The sequence below is a fragment of the Lunatimonas sp. genome, assembly GCF_020832325.1.
Classification (GTDB): domain Bacteria; phylum Bacteroidota; class Bacteroidia; order Cytophagales; family Cyclobacteriaceae; genus Lunatimonas.
This window is the reverse complement of sequence record NZ_JAFIEU010000042.1, coordinates 66,982-83,578: the sequence shown is the minus strand read 5'-3', so window position 1 is coordinate 83,578 and position 16,597 is coordinate 66,982. Positions and strand designations below refer to the sequence as shown.

At 48.5% G+C, this 16,597-nt stretch carries 15 protein-coding genes; 5 read left to right on the top strand and 10 right to left on the bottom strand.

All coding sequences use genetic code 11. The features are described from left to right. Positions 1 to 143 precede the first annotated feature (143 nt). Positions 144 to 1,079, top strand: a complete 936-nt coding sequence (locus JJU34_RS15075) for a DUF4221 family protein (protein WP_228693228.1) — start codon at positions 144 to 146, stop codon at positions 1,077 to 1,079. Between the two features lies 1 nt (position 1,080). On the opposite strand, the gene JJU34_RS15070 is transcribed toward JJU34_RS15075, so the two are convergent. The 6 genes from JJU34_RS15070 to proB all read right to left on the bottom strand — a co-directional run bounded on the left by JJU34_RS15070 (position 1,081) and on the right by proB (position 8,093). Beyond that, on the bottom strand, positions 1,081 to 1,908 hold the full coding sequence (locus tag JJU34_RS15070; RefSeq protein WP_228693227.1) for a sulfurtransferase: 828 nt from the start codon (positions 1,906 to 1,908) through the stop codon (positions 1,081 to 1,083). A gap of 765 nt (positions 1,909 to 2,673) precedes the next feature. Then, the gene (locus JJU34_RS15065) at positions 2,674 to 3,894 is read right to left on the bottom strand and encodes a divalent metal cation transporter (RefSeq protein WP_228693226.1); all 1,221 of its coding nucleotides are present in this window, start codon (positions 3,892 to 3,894) and stop codon (positions 2,674 to 2,676) included. Further along, on the bottom strand, positions 3,891 to 4,982 hold the full coding sequence (locus JJU34_RS15060; protein WP_228693225.1) for a DUF2891 domain-containing protein: 1,092 nt from the start codon (positions 4,980 to 4,982) through the stop codon (positions 3,891 to 3,893). Before JJU34_RS15060 ends, JJU34_RS15065 begins: the two co-directional genes overlap by 4 nt. Positions 4,983 to 5,060: 78 nt before the next feature. Beyond that, positions 5,061 to 5,534, bottom strand: a complete 474-nt coding sequence (locus JJU34_RS15055; RefSeq protein WP_228693224.1) for a YdeI/OmpD-associated family protein — start codon at positions 5,532 to 5,534, stop codon at positions 5,061 to 5,063. A 209-nt stretch (positions 5,535 to 5,743) separates the two neighbouring features. Next, positions 5,744 to 6,991, bottom strand: a complete 1,248-nt coding sequence (locus JJU34_RS15050) for a glutamate-5-semialdehyde dehydrogenase (protein ID WP_228693223.1) — start codon at positions 6,989 to 6,991, stop codon at positions 5,744 to 5,746. Positions 6,992 to 7,016: 25 nt separating this feature from the next. Further along, positions 7,017 to 8,093, bottom strand: coding sequence for a glutamate 5-kinase (proB, locus tag JJU34_RS15045; protein WP_228693222.1), 1,077 nt, complete (start codon positions 8,091 to 8,093; stop codon positions 7,017 to 7,019). Between the two features lie 104 nt (positions 8,094 to 8,197). On the opposite strand from proB, the gene JJU34_RS15040 reads away from it, so the two are divergent. From JJU34_RS15040 to JJU34_RS15025, 4 genes are all read left to right on the top strand, one after another. After that, on the top strand, positions 8,198 to 9,553 hold the full coding sequence (locus JJU34_RS15040; protein ID WP_228693221.1) for an amino acid carrier protein: 1,356 nt from the start codon (positions 8,198 to 8,200) through the stop codon (positions 9,551 to 9,553). Continuing rightward, positions 9,550 to 10,641, top strand: coding sequence for a glycerate kinase (locus JJU34_RS15035; protein WP_228693220.1), 1,092 nt, complete (start codon positions 9,550 to 9,552; stop codon positions 10,639 to 10,641). The genes JJU34_RS15040 and JJU34_RS15035 overlap by 4 nt, the downstream gene beginning before the upstream one ends. A gap of 84 nt (positions 10,642 to 10,725) precedes the next feature. Next, positions 10,726 to 13,089: a prolyl oligopeptidase family serine peptidase gene (locus tag JJU34_RS15030; protein ID WP_366512714.1), complete on the top strand. Its 2,364-nt coding sequence runs from the start codon at positions 10,726 to 10,728 to the stop codon at positions 13,087 to 13,089. Between the two features lie 84 nt (positions 13,090 to 13,173). Further along, a complete protein-coding gene (locus tag JJU34_RS15025) occupies positions 13,174 to 13,755 on the top strand; it encodes a peptidylprolyl isomerase (RefSeq protein WP_228693219.1) in 582 nt (193 codons plus the stop codon). A 101-nt stretch (positions 13,756 to 13,856) separates the two neighbouring features. Here JJU34_RS15025 and tsf read toward each other — a convergent pair whose 3' ends face one another. The 4 genes from tsf to rplM form a co-directional block, all read right to left on the bottom strand. Continuing rightward, entirely contained in the window at positions 13,857 to 14,687 is an 831-nt protein-coding gene (gene tsf / locus JJU34_RS15020) for a translation elongation factor Ts (protein ID WP_228693218.1), read from the bottom strand. A 144-nt stretch (positions 14,688 to 14,831) separates the two neighbouring features. Continuing rightward, the gene (gene rpsB, locus JJU34_RS15015) at positions 14,832 to 15,593 is read right to left on the bottom strand and encodes a 30S ribosomal protein S2 (RefSeq protein WP_228693217.1); all 762 of its coding nucleotides are present in this window, start codon (positions 15,591 to 15,593) and stop codon (positions 14,832 to 14,834) included. 54 nt (positions 15,594 to 15,647) lie between these two features. Continuing rightward, entirely contained in the window at positions 15,648 to 16,034 is a 387-nt protein-coding gene (gene rpsI, locus JJU34_RS15010; RefSeq protein ID WP_228693216.1) for a 30S ribosomal protein S9, read from the bottom strand. Positions 16,035 to 16,046: 12 nt separating this feature from the next. After that, positions 16,047 to 16,490: a 50S ribosomal protein L13 gene (gene rplM / locus JJU34_RS15005; protein WP_228693215.1), complete on the bottom strand. Its 444-nt coding sequence runs from the start codon at positions 16,488 to 16,490 to the stop codon at positions 16,047 to 16,049. Positions 16,491 to 16,597 lie beyond the last annotated feature (107 nt).

Here is a 16,597-nt window from a genome sequence, read left to right as displayed (position 1 = left end):
TGTAAGGTATATTGAAGAAAATTTGAAATGCTTTTAAGTTATTTTTTTTTATTGTCTGATAAACTATTAGTTTTAGAAGTTGGAATTACGATGGAAGGGATTTAGTAGTCTATGAGACGAACTCGCCAGAAAGGAACAGTGGAGTGAGGGTTTCGGTAGTTGACTTGGAGACCGGCGATATGCTTGCACGCTGGGATATTCCCAAAGAGGGGCCAGAATCCATGAAGCAGTTCCCTGATCTTAGAATGCCCTTGTCATTGGATACGTTGTTCGCTGCCAGTGCATCTGGAAGAGCGGCAAACTATGATACCCTAGGCAACAAGATCCGTGAAATAGAGTCCAACGCACGCTTTCCTAACACCAAAGAAGCCTATGTGCGTATTTTTCCGATAAATGGGCTAATGTTTCGCAAGGAAGAAGAGGTTTATGTAGGACTGAATCCGTACAACCTATACCAGGAAGCTGCGCCTAGCGACTATGCAGCCTGGATGATGCGCCTCAATATGGAAACTGGATTACATGACCAAGCCTACTTTAGGATGCCGAGCGACTACGTTCGTTTCTCCGGGGATTTGGCGGCGTTTCAGACCTATGGTGGATTAGATCAGTTGCGAGGAGAGTTTTGGTTTGGTTATCCCTATTCCGACACCTTGGTCATGTTACGTGGTTTAAAGGAGATTAAGCGATTGGCACCCAAGACTAATCACAGGTTCACTTACCTTCCTTCCGAGCTTAGGGACTATGGTAGCTTTAAGGTATGGTTACAACCAAAAGAGGCGTCGAGTCATTTAGGATTGTTATATGATGAGTTTCGGGATCTTTTCCTTATGCTAACAAAGCTCGGAGAAACGGGAGATGGTGACAACACGTTTGAACGTACCAAACATTACCTGATTCGTGTATTCGATGGGGATTGGACGCTGAAGGGAGAGTTCACGACCGAATACCCAGGAAGGGAGGAGTTAAAGGATTGGTTTATTACCAGGAACGGACTGTTTATCAACGCAGCTTTTCAGGACGTTGAAGATGAATACCGTTTCGATCAGGTAGATCTGTCGAGCTTTTCGAACCCTCGCTGACCTATTCTCCTGTTGCGATCGGTTTGTCATTCCGGGACCACTCGCTCCAGGAACCTACATAAAGCTTTGGCATGGAAAGCCCCGCATGTGCCAAGGCCAATAGCGTGTGGCAAGCCGTTACACCGGAACCACAATGCACCGTAACGTTTTCCTGGCCGGATTTTTCGGTGATTGCTTCATATAGCTCTTTTAGTGCCTCGGGGGATTTGAATCGGCCCGTTGCGTCTAAGTTGTTGGCAAAGGGTATATTGATGGCCCCGGGTATATGACCGGCGATCAGATCAATGGGTTCCGTATTGCCCAGGTATCGGTCCCGTTCCCGGACATCGATCACTGTTTTGTTGGGATCCAAAGCGGCTGCTTCCGTTTCTGCCATATTGGCCAAGGGCAGTTGCCATTCCTTAAACGGGTAGGGTGCTACCGGGGTGGGAGTTATTGTGTCTGACTCCGTCGGAAATCCTGCTTCAACAGCCGCCTGAAATCCTCCATCGATCACTTGTATTTTTTTGTGCCCTGCTGCGCGCAGCATCCACCAAAATCTGGCCGCGGACATGCCTCCCTGCTTGTTGTCGTAGACAATCACGTGGGTATCGGGCTGTATGCCCCATTTCCCCAAGGTGAGGGCAAACTGTTCCGGAGATGGGAGGGGGTGCCGGCCACCCTGGGCAGGGTTCGGGTGTATATCGGACAGGTCGGTGTTCAGGTCTGCGTAGATGGCAGCTTTCAAATGATTCGTCTCGTAGTTGGCTAAACCAAAGCTAGTGTCAACCAAGATGTAGGAGCTTGGTGCTAAGGCGCTTAATTCGTTCGGTGTGATTAGTGGTTTCATGTGTCTATAATTGATTCTTCAAAGGTCACATGGAATCTCGCATGGTTTATAGTCATCCCAGTGTGTGACGGCTACGTCATGCTCGATTTCATCTGTTTATAATTGGTTTTTAGCGGTCACATGGAATCCCTGCTTACCGGCCTTTAGGTCGCATGTTTGCCCCGATTGCCATCAGGGCATCCCAGTGTGTCTCGCTTTTGTCGTTCCTTTCCTCCGTTTTGGAGTACACAATTTTATGGCGAAAATGGCTAAGCATTGTATGGGTCTGAAAGGTGGAGGTAAATTTTGCGGTAAAGATACTGTTTGTTCGGAAAATTTACTGTACAAGTAGGATGTTTGTAAAGTAAAGGACATTGCTCCCATCCGACTTTAAGTATATCAGAATAAATAAACTATATAATGACTATTGTCAGGTTTAACTAGTAATTTACGGTTTTTTTTCAAAATAAAACATATGTAAATATTTTTTTTTCGATAGGAATAACCTTTTTATCTGTCATCGTAAAAGGTGGAGACGCTGAAGAAGAAAGGGAAATTGAATGTGAGGTGGAAGAATAAGTCAGGTATTCATCTACTGTAATAAAGCCATAAAAAAGCCCGGATTTATCCGGGCTTTTTCGTTTTCGATACCTTATTTCCGCCTGAAGTTTGAATGGAAATCGGAAGGTACATCTATGGATGGTTTAATGGTAAAAGGTCATTTTTGATTCTAAAAAGCTTTATCTACAACAATCCGAGAATTGGAATTACCTACATTTTTTCTCTTTACCCCGCCAGCACCTTCCAGAGGCTCAACCCACCTAGAATTACCGTAATGATCCAGATCAAAAAAGCGAAGAAATTGGTCCAGGGGGTATTTACCGCTGATTTCATGAGTTCCTTTTTGTTTACCAACCAGAGGATGTACCCACTTAGAAGTGGCAGCAACATGCCGTTGGTCAGCTGGGCGATGGTGATCAGTTCTACGGGTCTGATTCCAAGGGAGGAAAAGAGCAGCCCCAACCCCAAAATTAATCCCATACTTACCCGCATGGGCAGGCCGTCCATTTTCGTGGATAGCCCAAATGCTCCTGTCACGACCAAGCCTCCCGCCATCGGGGCGGTGATGGCGGAGGTAAGACCCGCCGCAAAAAGCCCAAAACCCATAAAACCCGTCCCCCAATTACCCAAAAGTAGGGCAAGCCCTCTGGCCAAATCTGCCGCATTTTCAACACCGGTGGCTTCGGTGCCCGCAGCAGTGATAACGATTGCCATTGAAACCACCCCTCCCAAAACTACCGAAACCACGATATCGGTTCGGATATAAGGAAGGTCGGTTAGGGAGTTCCACTTTTTGGATACCAAAGAGGCGTGTAAAAACAGGTTGTAAGGTACCACGGTAGTTCCTATCAAGGCCAGGATGGTTAGCAGGTTTTGTGAAGATGGAAGGGGGATAAAGCCTTTTGAAAGGGTCCCGATATCCGGCAGGACCATCATAGCGGTGGTCAAAAAGGCCAAACTCATCAACACCACCACTCCGGTAAGGATAAGGGTAAGCCATTTGTAATTACCCAAAAACAAAAGCATCCCCGCTACCAGACCGATTAGTACATTCAGGGGATTTATTTCTCTACGACCGATGGAAAGGAAAGGCAGGTCAATAAACAGCTCCATGCCCAAGCTTGCTCCGCTGATATTGCCCGCTTCATAAGCGGCATTGCCCACTACGATGGCCCCTAAAATTAAGATCAAAGAACCTAAGCGGATGATTGGTTGGGGAAGCTGGCTTAGAATCACCTCTGTCAGCCCTTTTTGAGTAACAAGTCCTATACGGGCCGCCATCTCTTGGAGAATTGCCGTTGCCGCAATGGATAAGAGAATTGCCCAAAGCAAGTCGTAGCCAAACTGAATCCCGGCAAGTGTACAGACTGTAACCGTTCCCGGTCCAATAAAGGCAGCTGTAATCAAGGGACCGGGGCCAATATACTTTCTCCAGTTGCCGTTCATGGTGCCTGCTGCAATGCATAGATGGCAAAGCTCCCCAGCCAGTGCGTGCCCTCGTAATTATCGTCAACAATGGATGGTAGGGAGTGGGCGATGTGTGCATTGGCAATTGCGGTCAGGTGTCCGTAGGTATCGGGGAATTCCCGCACCAACCCGTAAAGGACCCAAGCCCGGCTGAAGTTCAACCCATCCAAATGGACCAATTTCCCATCAGACCGGTCACTGACTCTGGCGGGTTCCAGCGAGAAATTGGTATCGTGAAGATTGGGTAAAAAGGCGTTTACCCAGCTCTCAAATTGCTCCTTTTCCAATACTTTGCGCATGATATCCAACTCCTGAAAGCAGGGGGAAAGAAAGTCAAACCCGCTGGGTTCCCAAGTCAAGGGACAGTCAGCGTCTGCTTTGAACCAGTCCAAGGCCCGGCTTCGGATTATCCCGGCTAGTGGCTTGTTCTTTGCCGTCAGGGCATAGTCGTAGGCAAGTGAAAGCCCAAATGCGGTGTTACTGTGTTCTCCCACCCGGATGGGATAAATCAATTTAGGTAAAAAATCCAAGTATTTCTCCACCATCAGGTCAGTTAGGGGTTGTAAATTGGCGGATAATTTATGGGCCAAGGGATCCTCCCATAACAGCAGTTCTTCGGTAAGTTTCAAGACCCATGCCCAGCCGTAGGTTCGTTCAAAACTGCTGTTTTCTGGCATAAAAAAATAGGCCACCTCTGCGGCAATATTTTCGGCACTCAGATTTTCTTCCAGTTTTGCACGGATTTCATCTGCGTGGTCCAGTTCCGGAAACTGCCGCAACAGGCTTATCAGCATCCAGTGCCCATGAACGCTGGAGTGCCAGTCAAAACAGCCATAAAAGGCAGGATGTAGTTCCTTGGGGCCCTTGAGAAAGGAAGCGTCAGCAAGGGTTTGGTTTAGCTTATTGGGGTATTCCACCTGCATGCAACTAAGGGGAAGCTTGGCCAGTCGGTTGGCCTCAGCGAGCGTTAGCCGAATGGGGTCGATTCGTGTTTCGGATGCTGAAGATTCATAATATCCTAAAAACATAAGCATCAATAGGCTAATGAGCGGTAATTTCTTTATCATGATTGTGAAGCAGGTGGAAAAATAAAAGTAGGTTATTATGCTTAAAATCCAACAAGATGCCCAGGGAACAGTGCCTATTCAATGGGGCTGTTCCAGTTTTTCGATCAACTTTACGATTCGGCTTATCTGTTCTTCCGGGTCTTTCGCATCCATAATCCGATCAATCTGGAGTCGGCGTTCCCAATCTGGTAGCTGTTCAAAGTGGCGAAAGGCAGTGGGAGCGTCTTTTAAGCAATCCAAAATTACTTCCGGGACTCCCTCAGTTTGCTCTTCCTCATACAAGACGATCTTTACCTGGTCTCCCGCCTGTTTCTTAAGCTGCTTGCGTAGGGAAGCGTTTACGGGAAGGAAAAGCAGTCCCTTTCCAAAGGGCATAAGTTTGCGTTTTTCCAGCTTGATATCATCTATGGAACCATGTACCCGCATCCATCCAAAGGGAAAGCGCTTGGCGGGTGGTATTTCCGGTAGCAGTACATAGGTCCACCCACCCTTGCCGGAAAATTTTTCCAGTAGGTATTGTTTATCTACCAAGGGGACCTTTTTTGACCTCATTTAGAGTTTCTTAAAAACCGTAAACCTGTCTGGTTTTATTGAATTTCAAGTACTTTACAAGCGAGCGAAAATCAAACCTGACAGGTTTTATATGATGTTCAATAAATAATTACACATTTGGTTTTTTGATTTTCCTCATTCCTGTTTCTCCTCAAGGAGAAATGATAAAAGGTATGTGTAATTATTTAAAAGAAATACAAACCTTATCCCTAATCCCTGATTTGACCATTACCCCGAACCACCCATTTGTAGGAAGTAAGCTCCTCCAAGGCCATGGGGCCGCGGGCATGCAGTTTTTGCGTGCTGATACCGATCTCTGCCCCCAAGCCAAATTGGGCCCCGTCGGTGAAGGCAGTGGAGGCATTAGCATACACCGCCGCTGCATCTACAGCTCTTAAAAAGTGGTCAATAGTCGCCTTGTCTTCGGCAATGATCGCCTCGCTATGCTTCGAACTGTACCGGGCTATGTGGCCCAACGCTTCTTCCAGGCTATTTACGGTTTTGATGGACAGTTTCATGGCAAGAAATTCCGTTCCGAAGTGTTCCTCCGACGCCTCAGCCAGCAGGCTATCCGGATAGGAGCCTTTCAACATCGAGTAGGCAGGACCGTCTGCAAAGATCTCCACTTCTTTTTTTGCCAATTCCTTGCCGATGGGTATCAGGTCCTTCAGCCGATCTTGGTGGATTATCAGACAGTCCAATGCATTGCAAACACTCACCCGACGGGTCTTTGCGTTTACTACAATGGGCAGTCCCTTTTCCGCATCAGCCGACCGGTCGTAGTAGGTATGCACGATGCCCGCACCGGTTTCAATTACCGGTACCTTGGAGTTGTCCCGCACAAAGTTGATCAGTCCCTGACTTCCCCGCGGAATGATGATGTCAATATAGCCGACCGCCTGTAGCATCTCCTTGGTGGCCTCTCGATCTGCCGGAAGCAGACCAACGATATCCGTGGTAACGCCTTCGCGCTCCAAAACCCGGTGTATACAGCTTAGAATGGCCGTATTGGAGTCGTGCGCGTCTGATCCACCTTTGAGCACCAGTGCATTTCCGGTCTTAAGGCACAAGCTGAACACGTCGAAGGTAACGTTGGGCCTTGATTCGTAGATGATGCCGATGACGCCGATGGGAACTCGTACTTTTTCGATATGCAGGCCATTTTCGAGCGTTTTTTCGCTCAGCTGTGCTCCTAGTGGCGAAGGAAGATCGGCCACATTCCGGATGTCGGAAGCGATGGCAGAAATCCGCTCCTCGGTAAGCATCAGCCGGTCGTATTTGGGGTCTTCGGGATCCATGCGTGCCAGATCCAGTTTGTTGGCTTCCAGTATCGGGTCCATCGATGCCACCGCTTCATCAGCGAGAGCACGTAGGATGCGGTTAATGGTTTCTTCCGAGAGCAGGGAAAGTGCTCTGCTGGCATGTTGTATTCGCTTGAATGTGCTTTCTAAACTCATAAGGATCGATGGGCTAATGGGGTAATTAGTTTAGGTCGTACAGGTAAAGGTAATCGTAATGCACTAGTGGCCGCTGATGGGGCTGACCGATTTTTTCTGTGGCGGAACCGGCGCCATATTCTGCTTTTCCCAAGCCGAGTATTGAGCCTGCTTCGTCTACAATTCGGATAATGTCACCCTTTAGGAAATCGCCTTTTACCGTGACGATGCCTACAGGGAGTAGGCTGGTTATTTTTTGAGAGCCGAGGGCCTTTTTGGCGCCTTCATTCACTACCACTTCCCCTTTGGAGTAATTTTCGCTGTGAGCGATCCATTTTTTCTGGTTGTGCCGCGTTTTTCCGGGCTCAAAATAGGTGCATTCCAAGGTGCCATGTGCAAAGCTCCGAAGTACATCCTCTCGTTTGCCATTGGCTATCAGTACTTCGATGCCCAGATCGGCAGATTTTTTGGCCATGGTCATCTTGGTAAGCATGCCTCCGCGCCCAAAGGAGGATTTGCCGGAGGTGATGTATTGGCTAAGGTCGGGCACTTGCCTGCCCACCTTGGTGATGAGTTCGGCCGAAGGGTCTGAGGGATGTCCTTTGAAGATGCCGTCTACGTTGGTAAGTAAAACCAGGCTGTTGGCATCAATCATGGCGGCTACCAGCCCCGCAAGTTCGTCGTTGTCGGTAAACATCAGCTCGGTGACAGCGACGGCATCGTTTTCGTTGATCACCGGTATTACCTGGTTTTTGAGGAGACCGTCCAGGCAGTTTTTCATATTGAGGTAATGTACCCTGTCCCGAAAGTCCTCTTTGGTTACCATCAGTTGGGCAATGGTATGGCCTTTTTCCAGGAAGAGATTTTTATAGGAACGGATCAGTTCGATTTGACCGATAGAGGCCCACACCTGCTTTTTGGTAATAGAATCCGTCTTCGGGTTGAGGGGCAGGGCCTTTCGCCCAAAGGCTACCGCACCGGAGGTAACCAAGACGACATGGTGTCCGATTTCTTTTAGGTAAACCATTTGGTCGACCAGGGAGGCCATGCGGTTATGGTCGGGAGTACCGTCTTCTTGGGTCAATACATTGGAGCCTATTTTGATGACAACCGTTTTGGCCATAAAAACTGGGTTTGGCGTGAATTTAATAGGCACAAAAATAGAACTCTTTGGGCAATATGGCTATTTTGTGGCGTAAAACCTACCAACAACCAAAACTGACCGTCGTGGGAGAAATTATTATCGAGTTTAGCAATTGGATATGGGGCACGCCATTGCTTGTGCTGCTGCTGGGTGGCGGCTTGTACATGTTTGTTTATTCGGGCTTTATCCCTTTTGTGGGCTTCAGCCATGCCCTCAAGGTGGTGGGTGGCAAGTACGATGACCCAAATGCCACCGGAGATATTACCTCGTTGCAGGCGCTTTCATCCGCTGTAGCTGCTACAGTCGGGCTGGGCAATATTTCCGGTGTAGCCCTGGCCATTGGCATGGGTGGACCCGGTGCCATATTTTGGATGTGGATCTCCGCCTTTGTGGGCATGGCTACTAAGTTTTTTACCTGCACGCTGGCTATTATGTACAGGGGCAAGGATTCTTCGGGACACGTACAGGGAGGCCCCATGTATGTAATCGAGGAGGGGATGGGCAAACAATGGAAGTTTCTATCGGTCATATTTTGCGTGGCGGGTATTTTGGGCCTGTTGGTTATTTTCCAGGCTAATCAGCTTACTGCTGTTTTACGGGCCGTAATGCTGGAACCCTTTGGCCTGGATCAGGGTATGCCTACACGCTGGGCCATTGGATTGATTTTGATGGGGTTGGTTGCTACGGTAATACTCGGGGGTATTCAGCGGATCGCTAAAGTGGCCTCCCGGTTGGTGCCCTTTATGGTCACGGTTTATTTCATTAGCGTACTCGTTATCCTTGGAAAAAATTTGGGGCAGGTACCGGAGATGCTTTGGATGATATTGCGGGATGCCTTTACCGGAGATGCCGTTTTGGGCGGGGCTGTGGGACAAATAATCATCATCGGTGCACGGCGCGCGGCTTTTTCCAACGAAGCGGGAATAGGAACGGCTCCGATGGTGCACGGTGCCTCCAAAACCGACGAGCCGGTGCGGGAAGGACTCATTGCGATGCTCGGACCATTTATCGATACCATCGTGGTGTGTACCCTCACCGCCTTGGCCATTATGGTAACGGGGGTTTGGAAAACCGGCGAAAAGGATGGCGTATTGCTTACCCTTTCGGCTTTTGAGCAAGGATTACCAGGGATCGGGAAGTACCTGCTGATGGTTTCGGTACTGGTGTTTGCACTTTCTACCATGTTTACTTATTCCTATTATGGCCACAAATGCTTCAACTACCTATTTGGCGCCGACAAGGCAGATTTCTACAATTATTTCTACCTAGCTACCCTCGTGGCTGGAGCTGTCACCTCCTTGAGTGTGGTGATGAGTTTTGTGGATGCAATGTATGCCGTGATGGCCTTTCCCACGATGATTTCCGCCCTGTACCTCTCGCCGAAAGTCCGGGAGGCCTCCAAGGATTATTTTCAACGAATGAAAACCATGGATAAATGAATTGGTTAGTAGCACCCAATGCGTTTAAGGGCACCATCGAAGCGGATCGTGCGGCAGCTTTGATCCGAGAGACCATTCTCGACGCAAACTCCTCCCATCGAGTGGAGCTTTGTCCGATTGCCGACGGGGGTGACGGTACCTGCCACCTGTTGGCCGAGATTTTGGGAATGGAGCGGGTGGTTCTCCAAGCTTGTGGCCCACTTGGCCGGCCCATGGAAGGTTTCTTTGGGTTTGAAGAGACGACCAAAACGGCATTTGTGGATGTTTCAACCGTCTCTGGGATCAAATGGCTCCAAGCCCGGGAACGGGATCCATGGACCACAAGCTCCTACGGCACCGGTGAGTTGATTCTTCGCGCGGTCGACCTAGGAGCAAAGGAGGTAGTACTTGGACTCGGGGGTAGTGCCACGGTGGACTTGGGCACGGGCATTTTGCGGGCATTGGGTTTTTTGTTTTTGGATGAAAATGGAAGGGAAATACCGGTATTCGCACCCGGGTTTCTATCAAAGATCGCCCATATCCAACAGACAAAACCTTGGAGCGACTTAACGTTTACGATCCTCTGTGATGTGGATAATACCTATTTTGGGGAGCGGGGGGCTATTCCGGTTTTTGGTCCGCAAAAGGGATTGAAGCTAGAGGACTTTCCGCAATTTGAAAAAGCATCCCGCCAGCTGGTTGAACTCTTGCAACGCAAGACCAACCGGATCTTGGAAGACAAGCCGGGGTTTGGGGCTGCCGGTGGAATCGCGTTGGGGCTGAGCGCTTTTTTTGAAACCAAGTTGGTATCGGGCGCAAGGTACTTTTTTGACAAAGTACACATGCTGGAGCGTATCGGCAGAGCAGATCGTATCGTTACCGGCGAAGGCAGATACGACAGTCAGTCGGATCAGGGGAAAGGCAGCCACGAACTGCTGAAGTTGGCCAAGGCAGCAGGGAAAGAGATTTGGCTGGTTACCTCCGGTACGGATGCAATGAACAGTGGCTTCGATCGGGTATTGCAGCTTCCTGATTTGGATTTTTCAGTGCCCGATGTAAGCGAACAGGCGGAGAAAAACCTTCGGGAGACGGTGGGCAGTGCGTGTTAAGCGCTTATTTGCAAGTTCGCTGATTTGTGGGCAAATTTAAGGTTCAAATCAGGCCATCGCTTTTCCATTCAAATCCTTTTTTCTATGAAATACTACCCTCTCTTATCGCTTATCTTTCTCCTTGGAATACGTATGGTTCACCCATGCATGGCGCAGGAATCTGTATTATCAGTATCTAAGATCATGCAGGATCCCAAGTGGATGGGGACCTTTCCTTCCGGGATCCAATGGGATGAGCACGGGGAGCAGGTCTTTTTTAAGTATAACCGGGACGAAGACCCTGAGGACTCCCTGTATCGTATAGCGGTCCGTACACGTGAGCTGTCCAAACTGAACTGGGCCGAGGAGCGGGCATTGGTGGTATTTAACGGAGTATACGATGCCAATAGAAGGCGTAAAGCCTATGTAAAGGATGGTATTTTAACGGTGTATGACATCGCTTCCCGCACCGAGCGGCATCTCTTGGAGCTTGTAGGGAACATACAGGACATTCATTTTATAGGAAACGGTGATCGGCTGGCCTTTCGGTTTGGCAGCGATGCCTATGTGTATCAGCTCCAGACCGGGCTGTTACGTAAATTAACCCAAATTTTATCCGGGGAAAAAAGGGAGGAAAAAGATCCTTCAGAACAGGATGCGTGGTTGAAAAAGGAAAACTTGGATCTTCTCCAGGTTGTGCAGGATCGGCTCGAGAAATCCAAGCAATCGGAGGCCGTAAACAAGGAAAAGCAAAACAACGTAAAATATTCTTTTTACCTGGGCAAGCGGCAGGTGGTTGGTTTGCGTGTGTCATCGGATGAAAAGTTTGTCGCCGTCCTGCTGAATACCCCAGCAGAGAATACCGGCACCCAGGTACCGGATTACATTGCGGCAGGAGGATATACTTCAGATCTTTCTGCCCGCCCAAAAGTAGGTATACAAGCCGGCAGGTCGGAGCTTGCCTTGTATAACGTAGAACGGGATACACTCTATTTTGTAAGTGGGAATGATTTGCCGGGATTGGCGGATCTTCCGGATTTTGCCACAGATTACCCGGATCGGGATTGGCAGAAGACCACGCGGGAACTGGTGTATGCTCAAGCGATTTTTTCGCCTCAAGGCAATCGTGCGGTTACGCAGGTCCGTTCTAACGACAACAAAGACCGATGGATTATTGAGATAATGCTTGAAACTGGCGCGCTGCGTCTACTGGATCGGCAACGGGACGAGGCTTGGGTGGCCGGTCCTGGCATAGGCTGGTCCGGCGGAGGCGGGGTGTTGGGTTGGCTGCCAGATGGGGAGCATGTCTATTTTCAGTCGGAGGAGAGTGGGTATTCCCATCTGTACCTGGCATCCATTTCCACCGGCACCAAAAAGGCGCTAACGCAAGGAGCATTTGAAGTATTTGATCCTCAGTTGTCGGCTGATAAAAAGCACTGGTACTTAACGACTTCGGAGGTACACCCCGGCGAAAGGCATTTTTACCGTATGCCTGTGATGGGGGGTACGATGACCCGGCTTACCTTCCTGGAGGGCAACAACGAAGTCTCGCTTTCTCCCGACGAAAAGTGGTTGGCCATTCGTCATTCCTACAGCAATAGGCCATGGGAATTGTATCTTCAGGCAAACAAGCCAGATGCCCGTCCCGAGAAACTTACCTCCGGGCAATCCGAAGCATTCCGGGCTTACCCTTGGCGGGATCCCCAGCTGGTGAAGTTTACCGCTTCGGATGGCAACGAGGTTCCGGCCAGGTTGTATTTGCCCCAAAGGGATATTAGCAATGGAGCGGCAGTGATCTTTGTGCACGGTGCAGGTTACCTGCAAAATGTGCACAAATGGTGGTCTTCCTACTTTCGGGAGTACATGTTTCATAACTTGCTGGTAGACCTCGGATATACTGTCCTGGACATAGATTACCGGGGTAGTGCGGGATATGGGCGGGATTGGCGCACAGCGATCTATCGGCACATGGGAGGCAAGGACTTGACAGACCAGATAGATGGAGCGGCCTACTTGGTACAGCAGCATGGGGTAGATCCGGATCGAATAGGCATCTATGGGGGTAGTTACGGTGGCTTCATCACCTTGATGGCCCTGTTTACCGCGGCGGACACCTTTAGGAGCGGAGCAGCACTGCGCTCCGTGACCGACTGGGCCCATTACAATCACCCCTATACCGCCAATATTCTCAATGAACCCAAGGATGACCCCATCGCCTATAGACGCTCGTCACCTATTTACTTTGCGGAAGGATTAAAAGGACACCTGCTGATGGCACACGGCATGGTAGATGTGAACGTGCATTTCCAGGATGTGGTGCGGCTATCCCAGCGGCTGATTGAGCTGGGCAAGGACGATTGGGAACTGGCCGTATATCCTGCAGAAGACCATGGCTTTGTAGAGCCAAGCAGTTGGACCGATGAATACAAGCGGATCCTGAAACTATTTAATCAAACGTTGTTGGAGTAGGGGTTCCAAAAGATGGGTTGGTAAATGCGGTTGGCTTATTTCATGCGGAGCAAATAGTTCTATCTAGAAATCAATGTTAAGCACATGCAAAGGAAAAAAATGTTTTGGTTTAGCGCCTGTTTAATCGTCTGGCTAGGAGTAGTGGGGTGTTCGGAGAAGGCTGTGTATTACGTGTTAGCGACCGAGCTGGGAGAAATAGAAGTGGAGCTATATCCCAAGCGCGCACCTCGTACGGTGGCCAATTTTGTGGCTTATGTGGAAAGCGGAGCTTATGAGGGATCTACGTTTTTTCGGGTGTGTACGCCGGAGAACGAGGCAGACCGAGAGGTAAAAATTGAAGTCATCCAGGGTGGAAATGTGGCAGAGGAGAGCCTGCTGCCCCCCATTCAATTGGAAACTACTGAGATGACAGGTCTTACCCATAGAGATGGCACCCTATCGATGGCGAGATCTACGCCCCACAGCGCCCAAAGCAGCTTTTTTATCTGCATTGGGGATCAGCCAGCGTTGGATTTTGCGGGCCAGCGTAATCCCGATGGGCAGGGTTTTGCAGCCTTTGGTCAGGTTACTGCCGGTATGCACGTGGTACGTACCATTCAGCACATGGAAAATGAAGGCCAGTATTTGATTGACTCGGTAAGGATCCACCGGGTTGATCGAAAATAAGGTTAATATTGGAAAAAGTGTTCCGTCTCCAAAAGTGAAAAAGCTGCCGCAATACACGAGGTAGCGGCAGCTTTCTTAAAGATGCGGTTGTAACGGAACAATTACCCGATAGAAATCCGCTTGAATTCGGAAACCGTCAGCCCCTTGGATACCCCGTCGAGGTACTGAGCGATGGTTTTGCTATTATCTTTTACGAATGCTTGGCTAAGCAGGGTGTTTTCCTTGTAGAACTTGTTCAGTTTGCCCAAAGCAATTTTTTCGAGCATTTCCTCAGCCTTGCCTTCTTGACGGGCTTGTTCTTTGCCTACTTCAATTTCACGTTCTACCACGGAAGCATCTACACCATCCTTGTCAACAGCCACAGGGTTCATGGCAGCGATTTGCATCGCTACGTCTTTTCCGGCCTCTTCTGCGTTGCTACCCCCCGTGTTTTTCAGGGCTACCAATACACCCAATTTTCCGTTGGAGTGGATATAGGCAACTGCTTGGTCGCCGTTTACTTTCTCAAAGTGAGATACTTCGATTTTCTCGCCGATTTTACCGGTCATCTCGGTGATTTTTTCTCCCACGGTAATTCCTTCGTAAGGAAGTGCCAGGATACCTTCGATAGAAGTGGCGTTTTCTTTCACTGCCAAGTTAAGGATTGCATTGGCAAGTGATCCGAACTCTTCGTTTTTGGCTACAAAGTCGGTCTCACAGGTAAGAGAAAGCAGGGTGCCCGTTTTGCCATCTTCGGCGATGTGGGTCACTACAACACCTTCTTTGGTTTCTCTGTCAGCTCTGGAAGCGGATACTTTCTGTCCTTTTTTCCTAAGGATGTCAATAGCTTTTTCAAAATCGCCTTCGGCTTCGGTTAGGGCTTTTTTACAGTCCATCATACCGGCTCCGGTCATTTGTCTCAGTTTGTTTACCTCTTGTGCAGTAATAGCCATTGTAATAGTAGTTTATTTTGAATGTTTTTTTGAGAATCACAGACTGCCCTTCAGCAGAAGGAATCTGTGCCATAGTTAAAAACAAAAAATTGAACATAGGCTAACCTGATGTTCAATTTTTTGAAAGAATAAAATCATTGTGGATTATTCGTTAGACTCCGCGTCAACCGCTTTTTTTGCTTCCTCTTCTTCAGAGAGTTTTGCGTCGTCTTTATCTTTTTTGCGCTCACTCAATCCCTCTTCGATGGCAGCACCAAAGGCTTTTACCAACAGGGAGATTGATTTGAATGCATCGTCATTGGCCGGAATTGGAAAATCCACCTCGTTGGGGTTGGAGTTTGTATCCACCAATGCGAAAACAGGGATACCAAGCTTTTTGGCTTCGGAAATCGCAATGTGTTCTCTTTTGATATCTACCACAAACAGTGCCGAAGGAAGTCTGGTAAGGTCAGCGATACCGCCTAGTACCAACTCAAGCTTTTCACGCTGGCGAGTAATCATCAACCGTTCTTTTTTCGCCAGGTTTTTGTAAGCTTCGTCCTTCATCAACTTGTCGATAGAGGACATTTTTTTGAGTGACTTTCGGATAGTGGCGAAGTTGGTCATCATACCGCCCAACCATCGTTCGGTCACGTAAGGCATTTTCAGCCTTCTTGCTTCCTCTGCCACCAAATCTTTGGCTTGTTTTTTAGTAGCTACGAACATTACTTTTTTTCCGGAGCGTACTATCTGCTTGATTGCGTTGGATGCTTCTTCAAGGCAAACAAGCGTTTTATTTAGATCGATGATATGGATCCCGTTCTTCTCCATGAAGATATAGGGTGCCATTCTCGGATCCCACTTTCTCGTTAAGTGTCCGAAGTGAACACCAGCATCCAGTAAGTCTTTGTATTCTATATTGGCCATTTAGTAAAGATGTATATGTTGTTGTATCGAATATTTGAGATACAGCCCCAACGATTAACGCTTGGAGAACTGGAATCTTCTTCTTGCTTTTCTTCGGCCAGCTTTCTTACGCTCCACCATTCTGGAATCCCGGGTAAGGAAACCTTCTTTCTTAAGGGGAGGTCGGTGCTCGGCGTTTATCTCGCAAAGCGCCCTGGAGATGGCCATCCGGATGGCTTCCGCCTGTCCTTTGATTCCACCACCATCCACGTTTATGGCGATGTCGTAAGACCCATCTTCGCTCACAAGCGCCAAAGGCTGCCTAACGACGATTTGATGCAGGTCAAACGGAAAATACACCTCCAACGCTTTCTTGTTGACGGTAATGTTTCCATTTCCCGGCTTCATGTAAATTCTTGCTACGGATGTCTTTCTTCTTCCGATCGTGTTAATTACTTCCATTGACGGCTGACGTTAAAATTTAACTTCTTTTGGTTGCTGGGCGCTATGCGGATGGTCTGAACCCGCATATACGTGAAGGTTGGTGTACAACTTTCTACCCAATCGGTTCTTAGGAAGCATGCCCTTTACCGCCTTTTCTACAAGGGTAATGGGTGATTTTTCCATCAGAAGTCTGGGGGTAGAAATGCGCTGACCGCCAGGAAACCCGGTGTGTCTCACGTATACCTTATCATTCCACTTCTTGCCAGTTAACCTCACTTTTTCTGCGTTTACGACAATCACGTTGTCGCCACAGTCTACGTGGGGGGTAAAATTTGGCTTATGCTTACCCCTTAAAATTTTTGCCACTTCGCTGGCAACTCGACCAAGTACTAGAGAGTGGGCATCCACAACCACCCATTCTTTTTGTACTGTAGCTTTGTTTGCCGAAATGGTCTTATAGCTTAAAGTATCCACTGTTTAAATGTTTAATTATTAGCTTGTTATATACAGTTCACCCTCAAAAAGGGACACAAAGATAGATGTAAATAAATTTATTTGCAATACATCAGCAACTTTACTGC

What these genes read in the sequence shown, in the direction of transcription:
- JJU34_RS15070 (WP_228693227.1), bottom strand. Translation starts at nt 1,908, where the DNA reads ATGAAACCACTAATCACACCGAACGAATTAAGCGCCTTAGCACCAAGC.
- JJU34_RS15065 (WP_228693226.1), bottom strand. Translation starts at nt 3,894, where the DNA reads ATGAACGGCAACTGGAGAAAGTATATTGGCCCCGGTCCCTTGATTACA.
- JJU34_RS15060 (WP_228693225.1), bottom strand. Translation starts at nt 4,982, where the DNA reads ATGATAAAGAAATTACCGCTCATTAGCCTATTGATGCTTATGTTTTTA.
- JJU34_RS15055 (WP_228693224.1), bottom strand. Translation starts at nt 5,534, where the DNA reads ATGAGGTCAAAAAAGGTCCCCTTGGTAGATAAACAATACCTACTGGAA.
- JJU34_RS15050 (WP_228693223.1), bottom strand. Translation starts at nt 6,991, where the DNA reads ATGAGTTTAGAAAGCACATTCAAGCGAATACAACATGCCAGCAGAGCA.
- proB (WP_228693222.1), bottom strand. Translation starts at nt 8,093, where the DNA reads ATGGCCAAAACGGTTGTCATCAAAATAGGCTCCAATGTATTGACCCAA.
- JJU34_RS15035 (WP_228693220.1), top strand. Translation starts at nt 9,550, where the DNA reads ATGAATTGGTTAGTAGCACCCAATGCGTTTAAGGGCACCATCGAAGCG.
- JJU34_RS15030 (WP_366512714.1), top strand. Translation starts at nt 10,726, where the DNA reads ATGAAATACTACCCTCTCTTATCGCTTATCTTTCTCCTTGGAATACGT.
- JJU34_RS15025 (WP_228693219.1), top strand. Translation starts at nt 13,174, where the DNA reads ATGCAAAGGAAAAAAATGTTTTGGTTTAGCGCCTGTTTAATCGTCTGG.
- tsf (WP_228693218.1), bottom strand. Translation starts at nt 14,687, where the DNA reads ATGGCTATTACTGCACAAGAGGTAAACAAACTGAGACAAATGACCGGA.
- rpsB (WP_228693217.1), bottom strand. Translation starts at nt 15,593, where the DNA reads ATGGCCAATATAGAATACAAAGACTTACTGGATGCTGGTGTTCACTTC.
- rpsI (WP_228693216.1), bottom strand. Translation starts at nt 16,034, where the DNA reads ATGGAAGTAATTAACACGATCGGAAGAAGAAAGACATCCGTAGCAAGA.